This window comes from Flavobacterium sp. (assembly GCF_044377315.1).
Classification (GTDB): Bacteria; Bacteroidota; Bacteroidia; order Flavobacteriales; family Flavobacteriaceae; genus Flavobacterium.
Window position 1 is genome coordinate 1 of sequence record NZ_JBILJG010000018.1, and the last position, 26,057, is coordinate 26,057.

Annotated in this window: 21 protein-coding genes; 4 read left to right on the forward strand and 17 right to left on the reverse strand. The window is 32.0% G+C overall.

Annotated elements, in window-relative coordinates; translation table 11 throughout:
* A partial coding sequence (locus ACIQ66_RS07055; RefSeq protein ID WP_396212089.1) for a choice-of-anchor L domain-containing protein occupies positions 1-3,802 on the reverse strand: 3,802 nt, incomplete at its 3' end.
* Positions 3,803-3,889: 87 nt separating this feature from the next.
* Between ACIQ66_RS07055 and ACIQ66_RS07060 the strand changes: the two genes are divergently transcribed.
* The 3 genes from ACIQ66_RS07060 (at position 3,890) to ACIQ66_RS07070 (ending at position 6,372) form a co-directional block, all read left to right on the forward strand.
* Complete coding sequence (locus ACIQ66_RS07060) at positions 3,890-4,789, forward strand: NifU family protein (protein WP_396212090.1); 900 nt, start codon at positions 3,890-3,892, stop codon at positions 4,787-4,789.
* Between the two features lie 96 nt (positions 4,790-4,885).
* Entirely contained in the window at positions 4,886-5,713 is an 828-nt protein-coding gene (locus tag ACIQ66_RS07065) for a mechanosensitive ion channel family protein (protein ID WP_396212091.1), read from the forward strand.
* Between the two features lie 2 nt (positions 5,714-5,715).
* Positions 5,716-6,372: a hypothetical protein gene (locus ACIQ66_RS07070; RefSeq protein ID WP_396212092.1), complete on the forward strand. Its 657-nt coding sequence runs from the start codon at positions 5,716-5,718 to the stop codon at positions 6,370-6,372.
* Here the strand turns inward: ACIQ66_RS07070 and tsaB are convergent, their stop codons facing one another.
* From tsaB to ACIQ66_RS07090, 4 genes are read right to left on the reverse strand one after another with little or no spacing between them, the layout of a single operon-like run.
* On the reverse strand, positions 6,373-7,050 hold the full coding sequence (tsaB, locus tag ACIQ66_RS07075) for a tRNA (adenosine(37)-N6)-threonylcarbamoyltransferase complex dimerization subunit type 1 TsaB (RefSeq protein WP_396212139.1): 678 nt from the start codon (positions 7,048-7,050) through the stop codon (positions 6,373-6,375).
* 30 nt (positions 7,051-7,080) lie between these two features.
* On the reverse strand, positions 7,081-8,394 hold the full coding sequence (locus ACIQ66_RS07080) for an efflux RND transporter periplasmic adaptor subunit (RefSeq protein ID WP_396212093.1): 1,314 nt from the start codon (positions 8,392-8,394) through the stop codon (positions 7,081-7,083).
* 1 nt (position 8,395) lies between these two features.
* On the reverse strand, positions 8,396-8,581 hold the full coding sequence (locus tag ACIQ66_RS07085) for a hypothetical protein (protein WP_396212094.1): 186 nt from the start codon (positions 8,579-8,581) through the stop codon (positions 8,396-8,398).
* Between the two features lie 3 nt (positions 8,582-8,584).
* Complete coding sequence (locus tag ACIQ66_RS07090) at positions 8,585-10,012, reverse strand: TolC family protein (RefSeq protein ID WP_396212095.1); 1,428 nt, start codon at positions 10,010-10,012, stop codon at positions 8,585-8,587.
* 174 nt (positions 10,013-10,186) lie between these two features.
* Between ACIQ66_RS07090 and ACIQ66_RS07095 the strand changes: the two genes are divergently transcribed.
* Positions 10,187-11,596 carry a DUF4403 family protein gene (locus ACIQ66_RS07095; protein ID WP_396212096.1) on the forward strand — a complete coding sequence of 470 codons (1,410 nt, stop codon included), beginning with the start codon at positions 10,187-10,189 and terminating at the stop codon, positions 11,594-11,596.
* Positions 11,597-11,599: 3 nt separating this feature from the next.
* Here the strand turns inward: ACIQ66_RS07095 and ACIQ66_RS07100 are convergent, their stop codons facing one another.
* From ACIQ66_RS07100 to ACIQ66_RS07155, 12 genes are all read right to left on the reverse strand, one after another.
* The gene (locus ACIQ66_RS07100; RefSeq protein ID WP_396212097.1) at positions 11,600-11,857 is read right to left on the reverse strand and encodes a hypothetical protein; all 258 of its coding nucleotides are present in this window, start codon (positions 11,855-11,857) and stop codon (positions 11,600-11,602) included.
* Positions 11,850-12,392, reverse strand: a complete 543-nt coding sequence (locus tag ACIQ66_RS07105) for a DUF420 domain-containing protein (RefSeq protein WP_396212098.1) — start codon at positions 12,390-12,392, stop codon at positions 11,850-11,852. The genes ACIQ66_RS07100 and ACIQ66_RS07105 overlap by 8 nt, the downstream gene beginning before the upstream one ends.
* A 2-nt stretch (positions 12,393-12,394) precedes the next feature.
* Complete coding sequence (locus ACIQ66_RS07110; protein WP_396212099.1) at positions 12,395-13,081, reverse strand: SCO family protein; 687 nt, start codon at positions 13,079-13,081, stop codon at positions 12,395-12,397.
* Positions 13,082-13,084: 3 nt separating this feature from the next.
* The gene (locus ACIQ66_RS07115) at positions 13,085-13,744 is read right to left on the reverse strand and encodes a hypothetical protein (RefSeq protein WP_396212100.1); all 660 of its coding nucleotides are present in this window, start codon (positions 13,742-13,744) and stop codon (positions 13,085-13,087) included.
* Between the two features lie 79 nt (positions 13,745-13,823).
* Entirely contained in the window at positions 13,824-14,174 is a 351-nt protein-coding gene (locus ACIQ66_RS07120; protein WP_396212101.1) for a cytochrome C oxidase subunit IV family protein, read from the reverse strand.
* Between the two features lie 19 nt (positions 14,175-14,193).
* Positions 14,194-15,222: a cytochrome c oxidase subunit 3 gene (locus ACIQ66_RS07125; RefSeq protein ID WP_396212102.1), complete on the reverse strand. Its 1,029-nt coding sequence runs from the start codon at positions 15,220-15,222 to the stop codon at positions 14,194-14,196.
* Positions 15,223-15,263: 41 nt separating this feature from the next.
* Positions 15,264-15,851, reverse strand: a complete 588-nt coding sequence (locus ACIQ66_RS07130; RefSeq protein ID WP_396212103.1) for a heme-copper oxidase subunit III — start codon at positions 15,849-15,851, stop codon at positions 15,264-15,266.
* Positions 15,852-15,861: 10 nt separating this feature from the next.
* The gene (gene cyoE, locus ACIQ66_RS07135; RefSeq protein ID WP_396212104.1) at positions 15,862-16,764 is read right to left on the reverse strand and encodes a heme o synthase; all 903 of its coding nucleotides are present in this window, start codon (positions 16,762-16,764) and stop codon (positions 15,862-15,864) included.
* A 194-nt stretch (positions 16,765-16,958) separates the two neighbouring features.
* Positions 16,959-19,850, reverse strand: a complete 2,892-nt coding sequence (locus tag ACIQ66_RS07140; protein WP_396212105.1) for an alpha-amylase family glycosyl hydrolase — start codon at positions 19,848-19,850, stop codon at positions 16,959-16,961.
* A 65-nt stretch (positions 19,851-19,915) separates the two neighbouring features.
* Complete coding sequence (locus ACIQ66_RS07145; protein ID WP_396212106.1) at positions 19,916-21,091, reverse strand: hypothetical protein; 1,176 nt, start codon at positions 21,089-21,091, stop codon at positions 19,916-19,918.
* A gap of 19 nt (positions 21,092-21,110) precedes the next feature.
* Complete coding sequence (locus tag ACIQ66_RS07150) at positions 21,111-22,652, reverse strand: RagB/SusD family nutrient uptake outer membrane protein (RefSeq protein WP_396212107.1); 1,542 nt, start codon at positions 22,650-22,652, stop codon at positions 21,111-21,113.
* 10 nt (positions 22,653-22,662) lie between these two features.
* Positions 22,663-25,776, reverse strand: a complete 3,114-nt coding sequence (locus ACIQ66_RS07155; RefSeq protein WP_396212108.1) for a SusC/RagA family TonB-linked outer membrane protein — start codon at positions 25,774-25,776, stop codon at positions 22,663-22,665.
* Positions 25,777-26,057 lie beyond the last annotated feature (281 nt).

A 26,057-nucleotide genomic window follows, 5' to 3' on the forward strand; every position in this document is an offset into this window, starting at 1 on the left:
CCGTAACAGGTTCTATATCAAAACAGTTTCCGTTTGTGCTTTTAATGTAATAAGTTCCGCTAACAGCTACAGTAGTAGGATTTGTTAAAGGAATAGTTGCAGCAATATCCGTCCAATACGACAATGTACCACTAGCAGTATTTCCAGTAATAACGGTGTTGGCTGTAATATTTACAGTTGTAGGAGTACAAACCGAAGGTGGATTTACAATCGTTACTACAGGAGTTGCATTAATAGTTACTATTACAGGTTTAACATCACTACAACTTCCATTTGTACTTTTAATAAAATAGGTACCGCTAGTAGATACAGCAGTAGAGTTTGTTAAAGGAGTCGTTGCCGCCGCATTAGTCCAATACGAAAGAGTTCCAAGATTGGTACTACCAGCAGTGATAGCCGTTGTAGTAATATCTACAGTTGCAGGAAAACATACCGCAGCAGGGTTTGTAATGACAATAGCAGGCGTATTTACAATGGTAACCGTAACAGGTTCTATATCAAAACAGTTTCCGTTTGTGCTTTTAATGTAATAAGTTCCGCTAACAGCTACAGTAGTAGGATTTGTTAAAGGAATAGTTGCAGCAGCATCCGTCCAATACGACAATGTACCACTAGCAGTATTTCCAGTAATAACGGTGTTGGCTGTAATATTTACAGTTGTAGGAGTACAAACCGATGGCGGATTTACAATTGTTACTACAGGAGTTGCATTAATAGTTACTATTACAGGTTTAACATCACTACAACTTCCATTTGTGCTTTTAATAAAATAGGTACCGCTAGTAGTCACAGCAGTAGAATTTGTTAAAGGAGTCGTTGCCGCCGCATTAGTCCAATACGAAAGAGTTCCAAGATTGGTACTACCAGCAGTGATAGCCGTTGTAGTAATATCTACAGTTGCAGGAAAACATACCGCAGCAGGGTTTGTAATGACAATAGCAGGCGTATTTACAATGGTAACCGTAACAGGTTCTATATCAAAACAGTTTCCGTTTGTGCTTTTAATGTAATAAGTTCCGCTAACGGCTACAGTAGTAGGATTTGTTAAAGGAATAGTTGCAGCAGCATCCGTCCAATAAGAGAGTGTGCCACTAGCAGTATTTCCAGTAATAACGGTGTTAGCTGTAATATTTACAGTTGTAGGGGTACAAACCGATGGCGGATTTACAATTGTTACTACAGGAGTTGCATTAATAGTTACTATTACAGGTTTAACATCACTACAACTTCCATTTGTACTTTTAATATAATAAGTACCGCTAGTAGAGATTGCATTGGGATTAGTTAAAGGAGTCGTTGCCGCCGCATTAGTCCAATACGAAAGAGTTCCAAGATTAGTGCTACCGGCAGTGATAGCCGTTGTAGTAATATCTACAGTTGCAGGAAAACATACCGCAGCAGGGTTTGTAATGACAATAGCAGGCGTATTTACAATGGTAACCGTAACAGGTTCTATATCAAAACAGTTTCCGTTTGTGCTTTTAATGTAATAAGTTCCGCTAACAGCTACAGTAGTAGGATTTGTTAAAGGAATAGTTGCAGCAATATCCGTCCAATACGACAATGTGCCACTTGCGGTATTTCCAGTAATAACGGTGTTAGCTGTAATATTTACAGTTGTAGGGGTACAAACCGATGGCGGATTTACAATTGTTACTACAGGAGTTGCATTAATAGTTACAGCAACAGGTTTAACATCACTACAACTTCCATTTGTACTTTTAATATAATAAGTACCACTAGTAGAGATTGCATTGGGATTAGTTAAAGGAGTCGTTGCCGCCGCATTAGTCCAATACGAAAGAGTTCCAAGATTGGTACTACCAGCAGTGATAGCCGTTGTAGTAATATCCACAGTAGCAGGGAAGCATACCGCAGCAGGGTTTGTAATGACAATAGCAGGCGTTGGATTAACTGTAATTGACATATCTCTAAAACAAATCACATTATTAAGAGCATCATAAGCTGTAAGAATATAAACAAGTGGAGTAGTTCCTCCAGTTGGATAAGGAACACTAGGATTATTTAACTGATTTGAAGTGTAACCTGGTCCTGTCCAACCATAGTGGTGGGCACCTGTTAGTGGAGTTCCATTTAGATTAAAACTTTGTCCTTCACAAATTGGTCCTGGATTTATAGGATTACTACAGCCAGCATCAACAATTTCTACGGTTGCAAAAGTTTCATACGGAGGGCAAACTGGAGTAGCAGCAATAAAATAGCTAACAGTATATATACCAACATTACTAGTGTTTGGTGTTACAGCACCAGTGGTAGAATTAATGGCAAGAACATTAGCCGAAGGCGGATTAGGAACGGCTGAATATACTCCTCCAGTAGTCAAATTAATTGGTGCTGGTAATTGTGGCGTGCTAGTAATATTACTTAAAGGCGATGCATACGAAAAAGTACCTGTTGGACTTGAAACACCCAAAGTAAACTTAGGAGTCTCCACACAACCACTTATTGTTGATTCTATACGTATCCATATATCTTTAGGTAAGTCTGCGGCATTTACTTGATAGTTTACTAAATCGGGATCTGATAAAAGTCCCACGTTAGAACCATTTTTTGCTTCTGCCTCACTTGAATCGTAATAACTAATGAGATAATCGTTTGCATCTGGTAATGTTGATGAAACTAAAGTAGTTTGATCTATAGAGGCAAATGTGTAGGGTCCAGCTGATGTTGTACAAAGTGTAATATCAAGAGGTTCTGTATATGGAATTGTTGCTGCATAATCAAATGTAAAAGTATCTGTTGCAAAAAGGCAATTACCAGGATTTGTAAACACTTCTAATTTGTAGGTGCCTGGTATGCCTGTTGTTAAATTTGGACCTGTTTCTAACGGAAGTAAAACATTGTTAAAATACCAAACAAACGTATTGCCTGCAGCAGGAATGCCAGAAGTAATTGTAATATCTCCTCTGCTTGGACATACTTGTAAATCACCACTAGTACTTAATTCACTATCAGTTAACTCTAATGGTGTAATACTGAATTTTTTTATAAATACTGCCGAATCCCAACCATTATCAGAAACATTAGAAACTGCTAATTTAATATGGTAGGTTTGACCACATTGAATAGCTGATTTTGCAGTTAAAACCTTGGTAAATCCATCATATTGAACATCATTAGTGTTGTTGTGCGTGTAATATTGGCAGTTTGTGCAAGGACCGTTGTTTGCAGCGCCATTATTTACATTATTCATAGTTACAGCAAAATTACCAGTAGTTGATGAAGGTAATAAAGCTATATTTTTTGCATTGTTCGTAAATGGACCAGTAATTCCTGGACCACTTATAAAAAAACCAAACACATCATTAAATGCGGAGGTTGAGTATTCGTCATATTCTTCTGAGGCAAAAACAAAATCGAAACTTACCTCTTTTCCTTGAGCTACAAAATCAAATTCTAAAATAGATCCTTTTTGTATTGGTTGTGTAGCAATCATTTGTAAATCTGGGTCAGGGGTTGGAGCAAATGCTGATTGAAGCGATGATCCTGCGGCATTATTAGGGCCATAAGCTAATGTTGATTGACCAGTAGTTAGCAAAACACCTTCTTTTATTCCAATAGCGGTTGTAATTCCGCCATTTGTCAAAAACCTTGCCGCTTGGTCTCTTGGTAACACAACGTTTGGTGCGCCATTAAATGACACATTTGAAGCCGTAATACCAGTTCCAACCAAAAATTGTTGAACTAGTTGTTCAGGTGTGTAAGTTGTTTGAATTACTAGTTGCGAATATGAAAACGAGCACGATACCAGAAAAAACAGCAGAATTAGTCTTTTAATCATAACATTAACGTTAATTAAATATTAATTGCCCAAATATAAACAATCACTTAAAATAACTTTGTTAAATTTGCAGAAAATTAAACCAAAATGATAAAAATCAATATAAAAGGCACTCAAAACCCTACAATCATTAAGTTTGAATTCCCTGATTTCATTGCTGAAAATCAAAATTTTGAATTTAAAAACATAGATGAAGCTAAAAATTCTCCTTTGGCACAGCAATTATTTTATTTGCCATTTGTAAAAACAGTTTACATCTCTGGAAATTTTATTGCCGTTGAACGTTTTAGCATTGTAGAATGGGAAGATGTACAAGATGCTGTTGCCGAACAAATTGAAGACTATGTAAATAAAGGTGGAAAAATAGTGATTGTAGATGAAAATGCTCCCAAAAAACAGCCAATTACTGTTTATGGCGAGACCACTCCAAATCCTGCAACTTTGAAATTTGTAGTTAATAAATTAATCACAAAAACGGCTGCAGAATTCAAAAACATTGATGAAACTTCACTTTCTCCGTTGGCAAAAGATTTATTCGGATTTCCGTATGTAAAAGAAATTTTTATGGACGAAAATTATATTTCGGTAACCAAATATGATTTGTATGATTGGAACGAAATAACACTAGAACTTCGTACTTTTATAAAAGGATATATTGAAAATGGCGGAACAATTCTTGATGAAAATTATGTTTTTGAAAATCCTAAAACAGATAAACAACAACTTAAAAACTTTGATTCGTTAGACACAACTTCGCAACAAATCATTAATATTCTCGAAGAATATGTAAAACCAGCTGTTCAAGCCGATGGCGGAAATATTCTTTTTGATTCTTATGATGAAACTGAAAAAAGAGTAAAAGTCGTGCTTCAAGGTGCATGCAATGGGTGTCCATCTTCTACTTTTACATTGAAAAGCGGTATTGAAAACATGCTAAAAGATATGCTTAATGATAAAGATATTGTGGTAGAAGCTATAAACGGATAATATTTTTGATAAAAAAAATTAGTATTTTAGCCCAAAATTATTGAACCTTCCTTATTATTTGGGAAGGTTTTTTTAAACAACTTTTTTCAAAAAAATATGGAACTTAAAAACGAAATCTCTGCTTTTGAAAGCTATAAAGATTCATTTATCAAAATCCTTTTAGACTATTCTCCCAAGTTAATAGCAGCAATATTATTACTTATTGTCGGAACTTGGGCCATTAGGATTATTGTCAAAGTTGCTAGAAAAATAATGTTTAAAAGACAAATCGAACCAACATTAGTTGAGTTTTTAACTGATATCATTTTTTGGGGATTACGAGTAGTGCTTTTCATTGCGGTAATTTCTAAACTTGGAGTTGAATCGTCTTCATTTGTGGCTATTTTGGGTGCTGCTGGTTTGGCAGTTGGACTTTCATTGCAAGGATCATTATCTAATTTTGCAGGCGGAATGCTTATTATTTTATTCAAACCATTCAAACTTGGAGATGTTATTGAAGCACAAGGTGTTACTGGAGAAGTTGTTGATATTCAAATATTTGTTACACAACTGGTAACGCCAAATAATCAGATTATTTTTGTTCCAAATGGTGCTTTGTCCAATGGAACAATTATAAATTATTCTAAATTGAAAACTAGAAGAACAGATTTGAATATCTCTCTAGACTACACAACAAATATTAAAAAGGTTAAAGATATTATAGAAACTATATTCGAATCTGAACCTAAAATTCTTGACGAACCCAAGCCAATAGTAATTGTTAAAGAGTTAACCGATCAAGCAATAAAAATTGGAATTAGAGCTTGGTCAAAAAATGAAGATTTTCCTTATGTTTGTAGTTATATTCTTGAGTGTGCTAAAGCGGAGTTAGACAAAGCAGAAATTGAAATTAAACCAATTGTTGTTGAAACAAATAAATTGTAAATATGAAGAATTTTAAAATAGTATTGTTTGTTTTTTTAGTAGTTCAATTGAATTTGCATGCTCAATTGCCTATAAAAGCTACTAAATATAACAGTAATTTAAAAACCAAGATAGTTGGCTCGCCTTATACTCAAAAAATGTTTTCACAAGCAAAAGTTGGTACTGTTGAGCAAAAAAACTTCATGCGATATAATGTTTTCAATGATGAGTTTGAATTTATATCGGCACAAAAAGACACTTTAATTTTAGATAAAATTGAAGATTTTGGAACAATAGTATTTCCAGAAACCAATAAAAAGTTTCAATTGGTTGCTTATACAAATTCTAAAAATAAACTTTTTTATGGCTATTTGCAAAATCTAAAAGAAAACAACGGATTTGCACTTTTCAAAAAAGAAAGTATTCAGTATGTTGAAGAAAAAATTGCCAAAACTAGTATGGAAGTCAATATGCCAGCAAAGTATATAAAAATGGATGATACTTTTTTCTTAAAAAATAAAGAAAAAGGAACTTCTGAATTTCCAGAAAATAAAAAAGGATTTGTTAAACTTTTCCCTGATAAAAAAGAAGTAATTGAAACTTTCCTAAAAGAAAATAAAATCAATTTTGATTCCGAAAGTGATTTGATGAAAATTATAGATTTTATTGCAAGTTTCTAACTATTTCTTAGAAGTTGTAATCAAAAAATCTTTTAAATAAAAAGGTTCAAAATAAGCAACATCTTCAAAATCTTTGTTCAAGAATTTTTGAATCGAAATCGCACTCATATCTTTTGCAGATGGATAAACGATTTCTTCTAAAAAAATAAAATTTGATTTTGTCAAAACTGCTTTAGCTTTTTCAGAAGAATCACCAACAAAATAAACAGTGTTTTCTATTGAAGTAAACGAATTTTCATCGATAATTTGTGCTTCAATTTCTCTTATTTTTTCTAATTTATTATTGAAAATCGCACTGTAAACTTCCATTCTTCGGGCATCAATCATTGGTATAATTAAATCGTTTTCCTTGGCGATTAACTGAGCTTGTGATGCTAAAACGGCCAATGTGTCAACTGAAATTAACGGAATATCGAGTGCAAAACATAACCCTTTTGCGGCCGAAACGCCAATGCGCAAACCAGTGTATGAACCTGGTCCTTTACTCACAGCAATAGCATGTAAATCTTTTAGCTGAATTGAGCTTTCTTTGCAAATTTCTTCAATAAAAACATGCAATTTTTCGGCATGTGAATAGCCTAATTCTGAAATTTCTTTGCAAAGAATAGTTTCTCCGTTTTTGGCAAGTGCTACCGAACAGTTTTTAGTAGCAGTTTCTATATTTAAAATGTACAAAATATGTTTTTTTTTTTAAAAGTAATTAAAAAATTAGTTTACCGTAATTTGAACACCACTCTTTTTTTCATCAGATTTTCCGCCCGAAATTACTACTTTATCGCCCGAATTTAAATCTTTGGAAACTGTTGTATAAGGTCCAATAATTACAACATCTCCTTTTTTCAATCCACTAGTAATTTCTATATTAGTATCGTCTTGAATGCCTGTTTTCACGATTCTTATTTTGGCTTTATCGCCTACTTTTACAAATACACATTCGTATTTTTTATCACTTTTTGGTTTAATTTTCTCTTCTTCAGAATCTTCCATTTCAAATTTCTTAACTGCTGTTGTGTCTGATTTTACTACAACCGAACTAATTGGAACACCAATAACTTTCTCTTTTCGTTTAGTAATAATATCAACGGTTGCGGTCATTCCTGGTCTAAATGGCGAGTAAGTATCAGGTTTGCCCTCTAGCAAATCTTGATACGATTCTTTCAAAATTCTAATTTTTACTTTGAAATTGGTTACTTGATCTGCTGTTAATGCCGAGCTTGCTGAGTTAGAAATACTGGTAACAATTCCCTTGAATTCTTTTTTTAAATAGGCGTCAACTTCAACTTTGGCTTCATCACCAACGTTAATTTTTACAATATCATTTTCATTTACATCAACTTCGACTTCCATATTGTTTAGGTTCGCAACACGCAGAATTTCAGTTCCGGTCATTTGTTGCGTTCCCAAAACTCTTTCGCCCAATTCCACATTTAGCATCGAAATGGTTCCATCTGCAGGCGCATAAATTGTTGTTCTTCCAAGATTGTCTTTGGCTTCATTTACCGTTGCAGATGCACTCTGTACATTATAATAAGCCGATTGTTTTGAAGCTTGTGCCGTTTCAAAAGTAGAAACAGCTCTATCCCATTCAGATTTTGAAATAATTCCTTTTTCAAAAAGCGTTTTGTTTCTTTCATAATTAGCTTTAGCTTCTTTAAAAGTAGCATCTGCTTGATTCAAACCTGCTTTTGTTTGTGATAATCCTGCAACAGTTCTATTATAACCAGAAGTATATAAATCGGGATTTATTTTTACCAATAAATCTCCTTTTTTTACAACTTGCCCTTCTTTTACAGGCAAAGCAATAATTTCTCCAGAAACTTCCGATGAAATTTTAACTTCAATTTCTGGTTGAATTTTTCCAGTTGCAGAAACGGTTTCAATTATAGTGATTTCATCTGCTTTTGAAACGTCAACTTCAATACCTTTATCCTTATTTCCGATAATTCCGGCTTTAGAAAGTCCTAATAAAACTGCTATTAAAACTACAGCTCCAACGATGAAATAGATTACTTTTTTTGACATCTTATTGTTTTTTTAAACTATTTTTAAAATCATAAATTCCATAAATCATACCTGAAAAACCTGCAATAAAAGGAGCTAATTCAATACTTCTAAAATATTTAATTGTAAAACCGACTAACATACCAACAAAGAAACTTTTACATGCAGCAATTAAAATTGTTTTATTTTCTAAAATGTAATTTTTCATAAATTATTTTTTTGTTATGGGTAAACCAAAATAAAATTCCACAATTTTGGTTCTGAATATATAATCATATTTGGTTCTCAAAACTTCCGATTGTGCGTTAGCATACAACAATTGTGCTTGATTGTAGTCTAAAGCATTCATCATTCCAACGGCATATCTCTCTTTGGCATAATTAAAAGCTAATTCTCTTGCTTCCATTGTAACAATTGCCGATTGCATCGTGTTGAAGGCGCCTTTTGCATCAGTTACAGCAGTATAAACCGCTCTTTCCAAATCTAATTCGGTTTGAGACAAGTTAATTTTAGAACGTTCTAATGCAACTTTGCTTCTTTCAACATTATTTTTTGTGGCAAAACCATTGAATATTGGAACTCGCAATTGAATACCAAAATTATGTCCTTTATTATCACTCAATTGATCAAAAAAGGGTAGCGGATTTCCTAAAACTGTTTTAAAATTTGGTTGTAATACTATTTGATTTGTACCGTCAACAAACCCAATTGGAGATGTTGGGTTGGCTGTATCAGGTAAAAATCCAATTATTCGATCAAAATAACCTACTCTCGAATTCAGACTATAAAATCCTTCCAAAGTTGGTTGATAAGCACCTTTTGAAATCTTTATATCTTTTTCGGCGATATCAACATTAGTTCTAGCAATTTTTAGTTCGTTTCGGTTTTCTCTTGCTTTTTGCAAAATGGCATCAGGTGTTTGCATCATCACTTCGCTTTCCAAAGCTTGATAATTTTCATCTTCTATATCAAAAGTTTGAAACTCTTTTAATTGAAGTAATTGTGCCAAACTCAATTTTGAAATCAATAACTGATTTTCTGCAACTACAATCTTTTGTTCATCGGCTGCAATGGTGGCTTTGCTATCAAACAAATCGCCTCTTGGTATTGAACCAGCCTCTACTAATGCTTCAGTTCTTGCTAGTAATTTTTGGTCGTTTGCTAATTGTATTTTTAGTACATTTAGATTTTCTTTATTGAAAAGAATTTGCAAAAAAGCATTTGCAACATTTAACGAAACATCATCTTTCATTTTAGAAAGTTGGTATTGTGCCGCAATTATTGAAAGATTGGCTCTTCGAAGACGATTTTGATTTTGTAAACCGTTATAAATGGTAACGCCAGCAGTTAATCCAGCAGAAGTAAATTGTGTAGTTTGATTTTCGAGTAAACCAGTCGTGATGTTTTGATTCAAACCAATATTCCAAGAATGAGAAGTGTTGGCATTAACCGATGGCAGAAAATTTCCAAAAGCACTACTTTTTTCAATAGCTGCAGATTTCGATTCTAAATCGGAAAGTTTGATAGAAATATTATTTTCTAGTGCATAATTTACACATTCTTCGAGCGTCCATTTTTTGTTTTGCGCATGTGAAGTCAAAACAAAAAGTAAAGCGATTATAAAACTAGTTTTTTTCATAAACTTTCTAAACTGTATTAAGCAAAGGTAACACACAAATTTTATTTTTACATGGTTTCAAATAGTAATTTTAACAAAATTTTGCTACCAATAAGACATCGTATTAACTAAAATGTTACAAATAGCACAGAATAATTTTTGATTGACTATTTTTACAGACAAAAAGGTGCACAAATGTTTGGAAAAATTTCTTTTATCTTGTCAGTTATTGCAATAACAATATTCTTTTTTGGTTGTTCTTCAACTCAAAAAATAGATGCCTTACAACCCGAACCTAACGACGCAACACCATTGTTGTATGACAATGTGCCTTCTTTTATAGATATGCCCATTTCGATAAAACTAAAAGATATAGAAAATCAAATCAATAAATTGTTAGCAGGTTTAATTTATGAAGACACCAATATTGAAGATGACGATTTAGAAATTAAAATTTGGAAACAAGCACCCATTTCAATTGTAAATGACCCTGAAACCGTTGGTAAAATTAAAACCGTTTTGCCCTTAAAAGCGGCTATTAAATACAGAATTGGCACTAATAAATTAGGTGTCGATTTATATAATGTAAAAGAGTTTAACCTTAACGGAGTAATAACATTGTTGAGTGATGTAAAATTGACCAACTGGAAACTTTCGACCAAAACCGAACTTAAATCTTTTGATTGGAATGAAAGTCCAACCGTAACGGTTTTAGGGAAAGCGGTTCCGATTACATATCTAATTAATCCTGCTATAAAATTATTTCGTTCTAAAATAGAAAAAAGCATAGACGAATCTATTGAAGAGTCAATGGATTTTAAACCACAAGTTTTAGATGCTCTTGAAAAAATTTGTACACCTTTTCAAATGAATGAAACATACAATACTTGGCTTCGAGTAGTTCCAATTGAATTGTACACAACCGATTCTAAAATTGTAAAAGAAACGATTGCTTTTGAAATGGGATTGAAATGTAATATTGAAACCTTAGTAAATCAAAAACCTGTTTCTAAGTTTGATAGAAATCATATTGTTTTGAAACCTGTTGCGAAAATGCCCGACAAAATCACTGCAAACATTGTTGCGGTTTCAACTTATAAAGATGCTTCGGCTATAATGACCAAGAATTTTGCTGGACAAGAATTTGGTTCGGGAAGCAAAAAAATTAAAGTTCAAAATGTTGTTATTTGGCATAAAGACGGCAAAATGATTATTGCACTCGATGTTTTAGGAAGCGTAAATGGAATGATTTATTTGTCTGGATTTCCAAAATATAATGAAGCTACTAAAGAAATTTATTTTGACCAATTAGAGTATGTTTTAGATACCAAAAGTAGGTTGATGCGAACTGCTAACTGGCTTGTTCAAGGTTTTGTAATAAAGAAAATTCAAGAAAGTTGTCGTTATTCTATCAAACAGAATTTGGATGAAGGCAAACAAAGCATGATGCAATATCTAAAAAATTACTCACCAATGCCAGGTGTTTTCATCAATGGAAGTATTGACGATATAAAATTTCAAAAAATCCAATTAACTAACAAAGCAATTATAGCGTTTGTCAAATTCAATGGTGATGTGAATGTTAGTGTTGATGGATTGAAGTAGCTATTAGTTGTCTTTCTTCTTATACATTCTAAAAATATAATAGCCAATAGCGCCTACTAAAACGTATGGAATAATCATTAGGTAAACAATTCCGTCGTTTACAGCTTCAGCTTTTGCTACATTTTGATCACCTTGCAAAGAAGCTCTACACATAGCGCATTGTGCAGATGAGACAATAGGGAATAGGTAGTAGGCAATAAGTATAAAAAACTTTTTACTACTTCCAACTTTCAACTTCCAATTTGCAACTTTTTTATACATAGTAAGGTGCAATCATAAAGTAAACGACTACCCCCGAAATTGCCACGTATAACCAAATTGGAAATGTGATTTTAGCTATTTTTTTATGTTTATCAAATCGTTCAGATAATGCTCTTACGTAGGTTATCAAAACCAATGGCACAACAGCAATTGATAATAAAATATGTGTTACTAGCAAGAAAAAATAAACATATCTAATCATTCCTTCTCCACCAAATTTTGTGGCTTCAGTTGTTAAGTGATACGCAATATATAATACTAAAAAAGCTAGTGATAAAGCTATTGCAGTTTTCATTAACTGTTGGTGTAATTTTCTTTTACCGTTTTTGATAGCCCAAACCCCAACTATTAATACTACAGCTGTAATCGCGTTGATAACAGCGTAAATTGGCGGTAAAAAAGGAAGTGGCTCAACATTGATTCCAAAATCTTTTAATCTAACCGTAAGCAATAATGCTACCACTATTGGAATTAAGACGGATACGATTATAATTGGTAAACTAAACTTTTTTTCTAAATTTTTATTTTCTTCCATTGTTATTCTCTTAGTAAAATTGCTATATCTTGTTGAATGGCTTTTACGCCGTTTTTGTCTAATCCGTCGTAATATAAAATTGGATTTCCGTAGGCATCATTTCGGCAACGAATGTTTCCTTTTTTGTCTATTAATGCAAACAAACCTGAATGTTCAAATCCGCCAGAAACTTTATTGTTTTCTCCAGCATACAAATTAAAACCTTTATTTGCTAATTCAAAAATATACGTTTTATCACCAGTTAGAAAATGCCAATTGGATGATTTTACACCCAAATCTTGTGCGTGTTTTTTTAAAACTTCAGCTGTATCGGTTTCGGGATTGATAGTTATAGATACAATTCCAAAGTTTGGGTTTCCAAAGAATTTATTTTGAATTTCCATCATACTTTTATTCATTTTCGGACAAATAGTTGGGCAAGTTGAAAAGAAAAACTCCAAAACATATACTTTACCTAAATATTCTTTGTTTGAAATTTTCTTATTGTCTTGATTGGTTAATTCAAATTTTGGTGCTGGACCAATTTCAATCAAGTTAGTGTTTGAAGTACCCTTGTTATCTACAGCGTCTAATCGATCTCCTTCAACAACTTGATTATTTTTAAAACGATTGATTATCTCTGGAACAACAATAATTCCAAAAATTAAAACGATAAACGAAATCCAGATATATGATTTGTTTTTTAGCATAATTTAAATTTGTCTTTTTGAGTTATTTCGTTTCAATGCTAAGCGATATTCAGCAAGAATAACTTTTACATCATCTGCCATTTCATTATATAAATCAGATGGTGAAGCTGCATCATATCCTTCTTTATAGTCGTCTTTATTGCTTCCTACAAACGTTTTAGCTTTTCTTCCTCTAAGATTTAATTTTTTGTCAATTATAAAAACTTTTTTTGCACTCAAATCGGTCTGAATAGCCTCTTTAATTTTTAGAGATAAATAATATTTTTGAATTTCACCAGGAGTAGCAAAAACAAAATGCCAATTATCAACAGTATTTAATGCTTTTAATTTTGAAACCAATTCTTCAACTTGAGTTTCTGATCCTAAAGGCATAATTGTTACAAATTGAAAATCTTTGAACGCTTTGTTTTTGTCGTAAATTTTTTGATTCAAATTAAAATAAGTTCCTTTTTGATTCAAAATAAAATTTCCGCCAAAACCCAGAATCGTTATTTTATCTTTTAGAACAACTTTTTCATCATTTAGGGATTTCCAATTGTCAAGTTCATTTACATTTTTTGTTAATACAGGCAAAGTCATGAATGAGTTTATGCCAGTTGCAAAAAACAAATAAGCCACAATAGGAAGAATAAAAAGGATAAAAAGGACTATGTTTTTTTTCATTTAAAAAAGCTTATTTAATTAAACATACAAAAATAAAAAAAGGTACGCAAACGTACCTTTAAAAACAATTAATATCTTGTTAAAAATTCCATTTAATTGTAGAATTTTTGAAAATACCATAGATGTAATCTGCTTCAGTAAGAAGTATGAACAATAAATACACTACAAGAAAAATTACTGTTCCAACAACTGACCATCTTAAACTTGAAGTTTCGCCTTCCATGTGCATGAAAGCCCAAACGATGTAATAGGCTTTTACTAAAGTAAGAATAATGAATAACCAGTTAAGTAAATTCATTCCTAAAAAATTGGTCATGAATAACGCATCTGGTTTAACAATACCAAATGCTACTTCAATAATAGTTATTAATGACAACCAGCCAAATACTTGCCAAATTCTTTTTGTATTAGAAACGTGTTCGTGAGACATAATAATAAACTTTATATGATTAAACTAAATAGAAGAATGTAAAAACGAAAACCCATACTAAATCGACAAAGTGCCAATAAAGTCCAACTTTTTCAACCATTTCGTAACTTCTTCTTTTTTCGTACGTTCCTAATAGAACATTGAAGAAAATAATAATATTAATGATAACACCCGAAAATACGTGAAAACCGTGAAACCCTGTTATAAAGAAAAAGAAATCGGCAAATAACTTGCTTCCATATTCATTTCTAGTAAGGTTTGCACCTTCAACTACATAATGAGCAGTGGCTAAACGTGCTTCAGATTCTGCTCTTGTTAATACAGTTTTGTGTTTTTTCTTAGTTAGTGTTTGTTCAATTTTTGTATCTTTTAAAGTTGCTTCATCACCATTACTAATTGTTTCAGTTCTTACTAAAAGTTCAGGATGCGCTTTGAATCCTGCTTGTACTTCGGCAACAGAATAAGTTGGCAAAGAACCTTCATTCATAAACCAAGTTGCTCTACTTCCTGTAAGTTGTGTTCTATCTTCTGGTAATGTTGCAGCAAATTCAGATAGTGCTACTCTTTTTCCTGTTTTGTCAACAAATTGAAGTAAACTTCCTCCTTTGGTTTCAATTGCTCCGTATTCGCCTTTAATAAAATTTTTCCATTCCCAAGCTTGAGAACCTACGAATATTAAGCCGCCAATAATGGTTAAAAACATGTAAATTGCTACTTTGTCTTTTTTCATTTGATGACCTGCATCAACAGCAAGTACCATTGTAACAGAAGAAAAGATAAGTATAAAAGTCATCAACGCCACATAGTACATTGGTGCTGAAACACCATGCATGAATGGGAAGTGTGTAAACACTTCATCTGCTAATGGCCAAGTTTCAATAAATTTAAATCTAGAAAAACCATAAGCTGCCAAGAATCCCGAGAAGGTTAAAGCATCTGATAAGATGAAAAACCACATCATCAATTTGCCATAACTTGCTCCCATCGGTTCGTTCCCTCCGCTCCAAGTTTTTTCGTTAGTGTTTGCAGTAGTAACTGTCGCTCCCATATAAATTATTAGTTAAAAAGTTCCCAAATTTACATTTTTTTCTATTTAAAGAAAAATAAAAACAAAAACAAATACACCCACAATAAATCAAGAAAGTGCCAATACATCGCACCAAGCTCAATACCAATGGTTTGACTCGAATTGTATTTTTGTTTAAAATGATTATAAATTATAATTAAAAGTGAAATTATGCCACCAAAAAGATGTGCCAAGTGCAATAAAGCTACAACATATAAAAAAGTTGTGGTAATGTTACTTTGACTTCCGGTGAAAAAATAGCCCATTTGAATTAGTTGATCAAATCCTTTAAATTGAAAGATAATAAAAACAACTCCCAAGCCTAAAGTAGCTAAAAGCATTTGAGTTGTTAGTTTACGATTATCATTTTTGATTGCTTTTTGAGCAAAATAAAATGTAACACTACAAGCAATAATAACAATTGTACTAATAAGGAAAGAACTTGGCATTTGAAAATCCTTCAACCAATCAGCTCTTGATTTACTTACAACAAAAGCACTTGTAAGTCCGGCAAACATCATCGTCATACTTAACATGGCAAAAAGCAACAATAATTTGTATGATTTGTCACTTCTTTGTTTGTGTTCTTGTTTGGTCATTTTAGTATTCATAAATAACTATTTAGTATCTTAAAAATTTGTCAACTATATATACTATTTGTAATAAACTTATATAGAAAACACTCACTAACATTAATGTTCTTGCTGCTTTTGGTGTTCTGTTTTGATATAGCTTAGCCGCATAAAAAAGCATCCATAATCCTAGCAAAAATACAACAAATGCTGAAATAATTGATATGTGTAATTTACCTGTGTAACCCAAAACAGGTAAAAGCGAAGCTACTAATAGCCAAAATGTATATAAAATTATTTGTGTTGCCGTAGATTTATCTTTTTTACCAGATGGTAACATAAAGAACCCAGCTTTTTCATAATCTTCATATAAAAACCATCCTATTGCCCAAAAATGAGGAAATTGCCAAAAAAACTGAATTAAAAAAAGGGTTCCGGCTTCAATACCAAATTCTCCAGTTGCGGCAACCCAACCTAACATAAATGGGATTGCACCAGGGAATGCTCCAACAAAAACCGATAATGGTGTAACGGTCTTTAAAGGTGTATAAATGCTTGTGTAAAGAAAAATTGAAATCGCACCAAACATTGCTGACTTTGGATTGATTATATATAATAGAGTTACCCCTATAATTGTTAACAAACTAGCTATTATCAATGCTTTATTAGGCGACATTCTCTTTGCTGGAATTGGACGATTTTTTGTTCTGTCCATCAGGGCGTCGAGGTCTTTTTCTATAACTTGATTGAAAGCGTTTGAAGCTCCAACCATACAATAACCACCAATAGTTAATATTGCTAAAATTGACCAACTAAATGGGTGTTCCTCATCAAATCCTAATAGATAACCAGCAATCGATGAAAACAAAACACTAATAGCAAGTCCAGCCTTAGTGATTGCTTTAAAATCGTTGAAAATATTTTTAAAAGAAAAGTTAGCGGTTTGTTCCAATTTTTACTTTGATAAATAGTGTTTTCTATTTGGTGTGCAAAAGTACAAATAAGATTATGTATTATTACGATTAGATTTGTAATTTTTTTAATTTTATGAGAAATTTTGCAAGTGTTTGACGGGTATTGTAATAGCTAAAAAAATGGCTTTCTCTTTTTTAGAGAAAGCCATTTTTAATTTAATTAAAATAAAATTTATTGTTTTATTAATTTCAACGTTTTTGAATTTAATTGTTCGTTAACTATTCTAACTAAATAAACTCCTTTATTTAAATTTGAAATATCATAAGAGTCATTTTCTAATTTATTTTCGAAGGTTTTTACTAACTGTCCTGTTAATGAAAAAATTTCAACTTTTGTTACATCACTATTTATTGTAAAATAAGAAGATGTAGGATTTGGTGCTAACGTTACTTTACTTAATGGTTCAAACTCATTATTGGATAGGTTAGGGAGTTGATTTCCATAAACTCTAAATCCTCCAGCCTCAATATTTATTGGACCAGTTGTGCTTGTTACATTTATTGGCGTATTGTCCATAAGGTTATACCATGTTCCTGTATAAGGAAAGTTTGGTGTAACATTAATTGAATTTACATTAAAATTAGTTAACACAACAACATTTTTTAGAGAAGAAATAGGAGCATTATTATCAAAAATGTAAATTTTAGGTTCCAATGTTGTGCCAGAGTTTATAGAATACTCTTTACTAAAAACAGGATTGTTAATTTTTAGTTCATTCATCTTAGCCCAATCATTATATATTTTTACTCTATTGGTATTTCCTAACCAATTGCTTGCCCATTGCGGTTGCGGTTTATTGTCTAATTTACAATCTCCCGGTGTTGCATCAGATGGACTATTTACTGAGCCATTACTACATGTAAAAATTGATAAATCCCATCCTAAAGCTCCAAAATGCCATATCATTTTTGGGCCTGGAACTAATAGAGATACAGCACCAATTGCTGACATTCTTGATAAGGCAGTATTTAAATTTCTTACGTTATGTGAAGCATTGGTATTATTCCCAAATTGAAGATTTTTGTACATTAATCTTTCTTCATCATGGCTTTCTGGATAACCAATAAGTCTTTTTCCTTGAAAACCTCTAGCAACATTCCCCATTCTTGTTATATCGTTATTTGAATTGAAACCCATTGATAACTGATTGTATTGGTCGGTCATTTTACCCCACATCATAATTCCTTTACTTGGGTTTTCGTTTATTCTATGATTAGCCCATTGTTGTTCTTCTGAGTCCATTCCTAGGTGTTCAAAAATTATTAAATGAGTAGGATCAAGGCTCCAACAATAATCTGCATATTCTTTAAGAACATCAACCCTGTCTTGTTGGTAGGCGTTAGTACACACATCGCCACTTTGACAATTTTGAGTAAATCCTTTGGTTAAATCCCATCTAAAACCATCAATTTTATATTCTTCAATCCAGTGTTTAACTGTTCTTCTTACATAGTTTTTGGTTCTTTGCTGTTGGTGATTAAAATCACTTCCAACATTGTAACTATGAGTTGGAATTACATTAAAATAAGGACTATCTGAAGAAGGTCCGCCCCAACCATCACCATCTGCATCGCTCATCCACATTCTATTCATAGGATTTCTTCCAAAAGCATGATTTAATGCAACATCAAGTATTACAGCTATTCCATTTTGATGGCATAAATCTATAAATTCTTTTAATTTTTCTGCAGGTCCATAAGCTTTGTCATTTGCTAAATGAAATGCGGTGTTATAACCCCAACTTTCATTTCCTTCAAACTCCATTACTGGCATTAAATGAATTGCATTAATTTTCAAATTTTTGAAATAATCTATTTTATTGATTAAATCTTGATAGCTTCTATTCGAATCAAAATCTCTTACTAGCACTTCATAAACAACCAATTTGTCCTTATCTGGTTTTACAAAATTTGTAGTTGCCGTACTCCAAGGATATGGGGTTTGTCCTGTTTTTAAAACCGTAACTTCTCTTTCTTGTCCAGAAGCTGTTGGAAATGCAGGTAAATTTGGATAAACTAAAGGATTAATCCACGGGTCATCAAATGAAGATAATACTAGAGTAGAGTAGGGATCAGCTGTTTTAACCAATACAGGTGAATTTGCAACAGGTGTATTATCCACAACCCAATATTGATAAGTGTAATCAACTCCTGGAGTTAAACCTGTAAGTTCAAGCCAAAATTTTGATGATGAAACATCTTTTCTCATGGCATATGAATTGTTAGGTTGCCAATTATTGAAACTTCCTGCAACATAAACGTAGTCTTTTCCTGGTGCATCTAAAACTAATACTGCTTTTGAAGTATCATTTGGGTCATAATTAATACCATCAATTTTTCCAGAAGGAATTGGTTGATTAGTAATTGTTGGTGTCACAATAACTGAAAACTTTTTGGTTTGAATGGATGTTCCTTGCGTAATTTCTAACTCATAATTTTGATTAGAATTAATGCCAGTGTGAGTAAAAGAATAACTTGAAACATCAGAAACTTCATTAATACTAATACCATTTGCTTTCAAATTATAATTAGCATTTCCATTAGTATTTGAAGCAGCAACCGTTCTACTTCCTCCAGAAGCAATAATTGTGGTACTATTTAAAGTAGGTGTATTTAGAGTTGATTGAAAAGCACCAACATTGAAAATAAAGTCACCGCAACTTGGTGCTAATTTTAATGTTTGCGTACCCGTTGCGTTTCTAAAAACCATTCCCATTTTGCTTGCGCCAGCTTGTTGAGTAGCATTTAGATTATAATAAACGCTTGGTGTTATTGTAATACTCCATGTTCCATTGCCATTGTTGGTCATTAATCCAATATTATTGTCTATTCCCCAGTTTCCAATAACTGACATTCCCCATGCATTTGAGTCAGTTCCAATACCAGAATGCATATATACTTTTGCAGGATTTGTTCCCATCCCATTACAGGTTGGACTTGCAAATGAAACAGTAATAGTTATTGGATTTGTTACATCAAAAGTTGAAGGAGAAATTGTCACTTGTTGTGAAAATCCAACTAGGGATAGTAAACAGCTTATTAGTGCTAAAACATTTTTTTTCATAATGATAAATTTAAGATAAAAAGAACTGCATAGAACAGCCTTTAATTTTTTGTTTGTTAATAGTATTAATTTACAGCCGTCATTTTGTAAGTATATTTTCTTGGATTGCTTACATTTAGTTCAATATAATATTTTTGTCTTGTGTTATCAGTTGCTGATCCCGGAACTGTAATTTCTCCAGAAGCAGCTACACTATTTTCTTCTAATTGTCCATCAACGATTTTACCTAAAATAGAAACTGCTGATGTAGCTGTTCCAGGTGCATAAGGAGGATTTGGTAATGCGGGCACTACTAATGCGCCAGTCCATAGGTTTGATTTAAATTTGAATTTATATCCTTTTCTTAAATCAACGGTCAACTTCCATATTTTATTTGGCGCATCATAATCCATAGGTACTTGATTACCAGATAAAGTTGCCCTAGTAGCTAGGCCAAAAACACCAAATGTTGTAAATTGACTTAAAGAATATGTGTTTAAGGCAAGATTTGCTTTTACAATATAATGACCTGCTGTTGTTACAACAATACTAGGCGCAGAAGCATCTGTGTTTATCGTTCCTGTAGCTCCACCATAGGCAGGTGCTCCTGTAAAGTCACCACATGCGTCTGGTTTGTAGAATTTATAGCTTCCTGGCTGTAAAAACATATAACCCTCGTAGTTAGTGTTTACACCTGCAGCAGAGGCAGCTAATTTTGGTTCTGTAGAAACATTTGTACTATTTACATCTTTTACAAACGCTAATAATGGTAATGATTTCGGATATCCAGTTACTGAATAAGTTATAGGATTTGAATATTGAACCAATGGGTTTACATCACCTAAACCTAATGTTGATTTAATTCTTATGTCAATTTTCATTTGACTACATTTGAATTTAGGTAACAGATTTATTAAATCATTAAATTCCTTAACATTAATTGTTGAGTTTAAAGAACTTGGGTTTTCTATCAAATTTGAAGTTACATATTCTATACCATCTTCTAAATTTGGGTCATTATCGTGATCAAAAATAACTAATTTATAGTTAGAGGCAGTTGTTACTCCGTTATTTGATTTATCCCATTCTAACTTTGTAAAAGTTGAAGTATTTAATGATTCTGTCAAAATTGTTGGGGTTGAAACACTAGAGTCTTTTCTAAGTTCAAAACCATTAGCCACTGCAGTTACTTTGTCATTTTCACATGAACTTATTGTAATTATAAGAAATGCAAAGAATATTGTTTTAATTATATTTTTCATATAAAATTAATTTAATCTATTAATTATAACCTGGGTTTTGAGTTAAATTTGGATTTGCTTGCAATGCACGTAAAGGAATAGGAAACAGATTATAATGGGTAGGAATTGAAACTCCGTCTTTTACATTTCCTTTCCAAGGCCATAAATAGGTTCCACCAGTAAATTTTCCAAAACGTATTAAATCAGTTCTTCTGTGTCCTTCAAAATTTAGTTCTCTTGCTCTTTCATCTAAAATAAAATCAAGAGTTAGTTGACTTATATTTATTGGAGTTGCATTCGACCTGTTTCTGATGTTATTTACGTATAGTAAAGCGTCATTTTGACTTCCGCCACCGCCTCTAACAAAACATTCAGCATACATTAGATAGGCATCAGCTAGACGAAATAATGGAAAATCTGTATTTGAAAAATCAGTTAGAATTGATGATGAGGAAAAATTCTTGTTTCTAAACTTAACACATGGGTAACCATCAATCCATTTTTTATAATCGTTCATTTCATAATTATGACCAGTTGTCCAAAATAAACTAGCTCTAATGTCTGTTGAAGAACTTAAATTTCCAAACAAACTGTACCATGCTTTTGTAGCTCTATGTCCACCCCAACCTTGTTTTGCGCCAAAATCAGCAATTGTCATTGTGTCAGAACTCAAGCTACCATTTACAAGATAAGTTGTATTTCCGAAACTTTGACTTGCCAATGGATCAGCTATAAGGGGATAAATAATTTCAGGTGAATTATTATTGTCACCAGAAAAAACATGAACAAAGTTAGGATCTAAAGAATATCCTCCTTCATTGATAACTTTGCTAATATATGTTAAGGCATCATTATACCTAGCTGAACCAGTATAAACTTGTGCATTCAAGTATAGTTTAGCTAATAACATTCTTGCTGCAGATTTATTTGCTCTACCATAACTATTTGTATTAGGTAATGCATTTTCAATTGCTAATAATTCTGCCTCAACATACCCAAACAATTCTTGTCTGTTTTTTTCTGGCAAAGGATTAGATTGCCCATAATTTACTTCTGTAGCCAAAACGCCTTTTCCAAAGCAATCTATTAAATAGTAATAGGCTAATGCTCTTAAAAAACGAACTTCGGCAACAACTTGTTCTTTGTTGTTAACATTAACATTTTCTAATACTAATAATAAATTATTACATTGTGGAATTGTATAATAAATTCTATTGTATAAATATCTAAAGAACTTATTATTTTCATCCCAAAGAGAGGTTGTTGTTAATTGGTCTAATCCGTCATCACCCCATCGATTTTTCATTCCATCTGCAGTAAAATCTTGAAGGTTTATAATACCTCTTAAAAAAGGAGATTCTCCAGCATCGTCACCACTAATATCTGAACTACCAGGGCCATCCGGGCCTGATAAAGCATATGAACCATATAGTTTTGAAAGAATTCCAGAAACAGCATTTGGGTCTTGTTGTAGTAGCTGTTCAAGAGTTAAATCAGTTATAGGTGCTGTGTTTAAATCATCAGTACATGAAAAATTTGTAAAGAACAAAACACATAATCCGAATAATTTTATTTTTTTCATTTTCATTTTTTTAAAAATCTAAATTTAATCCTAATGAGTACATCTTTGGTCTTGGATAAAAATTATTATCAATTGAACCAAAATTTTCTGGATCTTGGCCTTTATATTTTGTAAGAATAAAAGCATTATTTATTGCGCCATACAATCTTAAAGATGAAGATTTATAGAACTTATTAAATTTGTAACCAAGTATAATGTTTTCGCATCTTAAAAAAGTTGCATCATTAAGAAAATAATCTGAATAAGGTATATTTCCATTAATAGTAACAAAATTTGGGTCTGCAGTATTGTCATAAAAATTGATGACATTTGATAAGCTATTATTGTTTACAGGTTTTGCTCTGTCAATCCACCCTGATTTTATTAATGAAGCGTTATAAACTTGACCACCTAATTGACCTCTAAAGCTTGAACTTAAATCCCAATTTTTGTAATTAAAATTAAATCCAAAACCATAAGTCCAATTTGGAGCTAATGCTTTATGGTATCTATCATCATTATCAATTTGATTATCACCATTTCTGTCAACAAAAGCACCAATTATTGGCCTTCCGTCTGAACCATAAACTTGCTCAAAAAGCCATGCTGATCCCGGTTGATAACCTACAGTGTGATATGCTATACCAACTCCAGTTTGTATTGGTAAATTTCCACCTGCAGAAATTGATGTTAGAGTACTTCCAAGATCTGTAACTTCGGTGTAGTTATATGAAATGTTAGAATTAAACTCTAAATTTAAATTATCAGATTGAATTGGTTTTATATTTAAATTTAACTCAAAACCTTTACTCTCAGTTTGAGCAACATTTTGAACAAATTGATTAATTAAACCTTGTCCTGGAGGTATTGGGGTTAATGCTAATAAATCACGAGTATCTCTTTTATAAATGTCAAAAGCACCCGAAACAAAATTGTTTTTAAACAAGTCAAAATCTAATCCAATATTATAAGTTGTTGTTTTTTCCCAAGTTAAATTTGGATTATAAGCTTTTGCTGAATATAAGTTAACGCCCTCTAGATATTGACTTGTATTGCTCCCTAAAGTAAACAAAGGTGTTGAAGGATAAAAACCAAATACAGAAGTAATGTCTTGCTGACCTGTTTGTCCGTAACCTAATCTCAATTTTAAGTCATTCATGATTTTGCTATTTTTTAAGAAGCTTTCTTCTTTCAACTTCCAAGCAACTGCTGCTGCAGGAAAGTAACCCCATCTTTTGTTTGCTAAAAATAATGAAGATGCATCTGCTCTTAATGATACTGTTACTAAATATTTACCAGCAAAATCAATATTTGTTCTACCAAAAAATGATTGTAGATTCAAAACATTATAATATCTGTTGTTAGGATTATTATCATTTGGCTCAACCTCTCTTAAGCCTGAAAGATCATTATATCTATATCGTTCTCTATTTCCATCGTTTTTAAAATTTTGATAAGTATAGCCAGCTTGTACATCAAATTTATTAACAAAACCATCCAAGTTTTTAGAATACATTAAATACGAATCCCAAGTTGTGTTTGTAATAGTTTGATTTTCAAGATAATTTAAGCCAGGATTAAAAACATAATTTGTATTATAATTAGAATCATTTTGGTTCTGTCTATAGGTAGCAATAGAATTATCAGTAAAGACCTCTCTAATTTTTGCCTGTGAAGCATCCAAACCAAGATTAATTACCGCTCTAAGTTCTGGCAAAAAGTGCATTTTATAATCAAACTCAATATTTCCTAAAAATCGTAATGATCTTTCTGGACGAGCTCTTTGTTCCAATAATGCTAATGGGTTTCCTTGACCATTTATAGAAGCAAAAGGATTATTACTTACTGTTCCATATGATTGCGGTAAAATGTCTTGATAGTAATTTCCAAATCTATTTGTTGGACTGTAATCATATATTGGCTTTGTTGGATCCATAACTATAGAGCCACCCAATGCGCCACCTTCATCAACAGCATTTTTATCGGATAAAATACCTTTTGCATTAATGTCAATTTTTAAATGATCATCTAAAATAGTAGGAGTAAGTTTTAAAGAGTAACTAAATCTTTCATAATCATTAGCTTTAACAATTCCTTCACTATTGTTATAGCCAAGTGACGCTCTGAAAGGAATTTTACCATATAAGTTAGCTCTTGCGCTAAAATTATGGTCGGTTGAAAATGAGTTTCTGTATATAGCGTCTTGCCAATCTGTATTTGATAATATTCTACCTTCAATAACATCACTTGTACTTGGGTTATCTAAATCAGTTGTACTTGGATCATCAACTCCTAAAAGATTTGTGTAATCTGGGTGGTATTCTTGAATGAATCTTGTAAATTCAGTACCATCCATAACATTTATTTTTTTTCCAACTTTTCCAGATGTAAATATTGAACTATAATTATACTGTACTCCTCCTTTTGTCCCTTTTTTTGTAGTAATTATAATAACCCCGTTTGAAGCTCTAGATCCATAAATTGCTGTTGCAGAGGCATCTTTTAATATTGAAAAACTCTCAATATCGTTAGGATTGATTAGATTTAAAGGATTGCTTACACCAGCAGGATTATCATTGCTAATTGGAATATTATCAATTACTATTAAAGGATTGTTACTAGCATTAAGAGATGAACCGCCTCTAATTCTTATATTTGGAGCAGAATCTGGTGAGCCACCATTATTGGTAATTCTAACCCCAGCAGCTTTTCCAATAAGTAATTGATCAGCAGATATAATAGCTCCTTTATTAAATTCTTTGGAAGAAACAATATCCACCGACCCAGTAGCATCTTTTTTCTTAACACTACCATAACCTACCTGAACTACAACTTCTTGTAATTGGTTAGATTCTTCTTCTAGAGCTATTGTTATTTCTTTTTGAGAATTGTAAGCAATTGTTTGATTTTTGTACCCTAAATAGGATACTAAAATTTTATCTCCTACATTTATTTTTGGTAATTGAAATTTACCGTCAAAATCTGTTTGGGTTCCTGTACTTGAACCCTGAATTACTACATTAACACCAGGTAATGGTTGTTTGGTAGTTTTATCAGTCACAATCCCACTTAAACCACTCTGAGCCAGAACGCTAAACGGAAGAATTACCAACAATAGTAACAACTTTTTATAAATTGTTTTCATACTAAATTGAATTTGATTTTTGAAAAAAAACATCTAAAAAATTATTTTTAAAATTGATTTTTCTAGATATTCTTCATACATTTTGTTTAAGTTTTTAATTTGTTTTTATTTGCGTATACTTTACTTCGAACGTTAAAAATAGTTAAAAAACAGTTATAAAAAAATAACATTTAAAATAATGTAGAGCCGAAAACGTTTTCGTGTTGAAAAGTTTCTCAAATTCTAACTATTTTTGTGGTATAATTGCTATACCCAAATATTAAATCTATCTTTATTAAAAA

What these genes read in the sequence shown, in the direction of transcription:
- ACIQ66_RS07060 (WP_396212090.1), top strand. Translation starts at nt 3,890, where the DNA reads ATGATAAAAATCAATATAAAAGGCACTCAAAACCCTACAATCATTAAG.
- ACIQ66_RS07065 (WP_396212091.1), top strand. Translation starts at nt 4,886, where the DNA reads ATGGAACTTAAAAACGAAATCTCTGCTTTTGAAAGCTATAAAGATTCA.
- ACIQ66_RS07070 (WP_396212092.1), top strand. Translation starts at nt 5,716, where the DNA reads ATGAAGAATTTTAAAATAGTATTGTTTGTTTTTTTAGTAGTTCAATTG.
- ACIQ66_RS07080 (WP_396212093.1), bottom strand. Translation starts at nt 8,394, where the DNA reads ATGTCAAAAAAAGTAATCTATTTCATCGTTGGAGCTGTAGTTTTAATA.
- ACIQ66_RS07085 (WP_396212094.1), bottom strand. Translation starts at nt 8,581, where the DNA reads ATGAAAAATTACATTTTAGAAAATAAAACAATTTTAATTGCTGCATGT.
- ACIQ66_RS07090 (WP_396212095.1), bottom strand. Translation starts at nt 10,012, where the DNA reads ATGAAAAAAACTAGTTTTATAATCGCTTTACTTTTTGTTTTGACTTCA.
- ACIQ66_RS07095 (WP_396212096.1), top strand. Translation starts at nt 10,187, where the DNA reads ATGTTTGGAAAAATTTCTTTTATCTTGTCAGTTATTGCAATAACAATA.
- ACIQ66_RS07100 (WP_396212097.1), bottom strand. Translation starts at nt 11,857, where the DNA reads ATGTATAAAAAAGTTGCAAATTGGAAGTTGAAAGTTGGAAGTAGTAAA.
- ACIQ66_RS07105 (WP_396212098.1), bottom strand. Translation starts at nt 12,392, where the DNA reads ATGGAAGAAAATAAAAATTTAGAAAAAAAGTTTAGTTTACCAATTATA.
- ACIQ66_RS07110 (WP_396212099.1), bottom strand. Translation starts at nt 13,081, where the DNA reads ATGCTAAAAAACAAATCATATATCTGGATTTCGTTTATCGTTTTAATT.
- ACIQ66_RS07115 (WP_396212100.1), bottom strand. Translation starts at nt 13,744, where the DNA reads ATGAAAAAAAACATAGTCCTTTTTATCCTTTTTATTCTTCCTATTGTG.
- ACIQ66_RS07120 (WP_396212101.1), bottom strand. Translation starts at nt 14,174, where the DNA reads ATGTCTCACGAACACGTTTCTAATACAAAAAGAATTTGGCAAGTATTT.
- ACIQ66_RS07125 (WP_396212102.1), bottom strand. Translation starts at nt 15,222, where the DNA reads ATGGGAGCGACAGTTACTACTGCAAACACTAACGAAAAAACTTGGAGC.
- ACIQ66_RS07130 (WP_396212103.1), bottom strand. Translation starts at nt 15,851, where the DNA reads ATGAATACTAAAATGACCAAACAAGAACACAAACAAAGAAGTGACAAA.
- ACIQ66_RS07140 (WP_396212105.1), bottom strand. Translation starts at nt 19,850, where the DNA reads ATGAAAAAAAATGTTTTAGCACTAATAAGCTGTTTACTATCCCTAGTT.
- ACIQ66_RS07145 (WP_396212106.1), bottom strand. Translation starts at nt 21,091, where the DNA reads ATGAAAAATATAATTAAAACAATATTCTTTGCATTTCTTATAATTACA.
- ACIQ66_RS07150 (WP_396212107.1), bottom strand. Translation starts at nt 22,652, where the DNA reads ATGAAAAAAATAAAATTATTCGGATTATGTGTTTTGTTCTTTACAAAT.
- ACIQ66_RS07155 (WP_396212108.1), bottom strand. Translation starts at nt 25,776, where the DNA reads ATGAAAACAATTTATAAAAAGTTGTTACTATTGTTGGTAATTCTTCCG.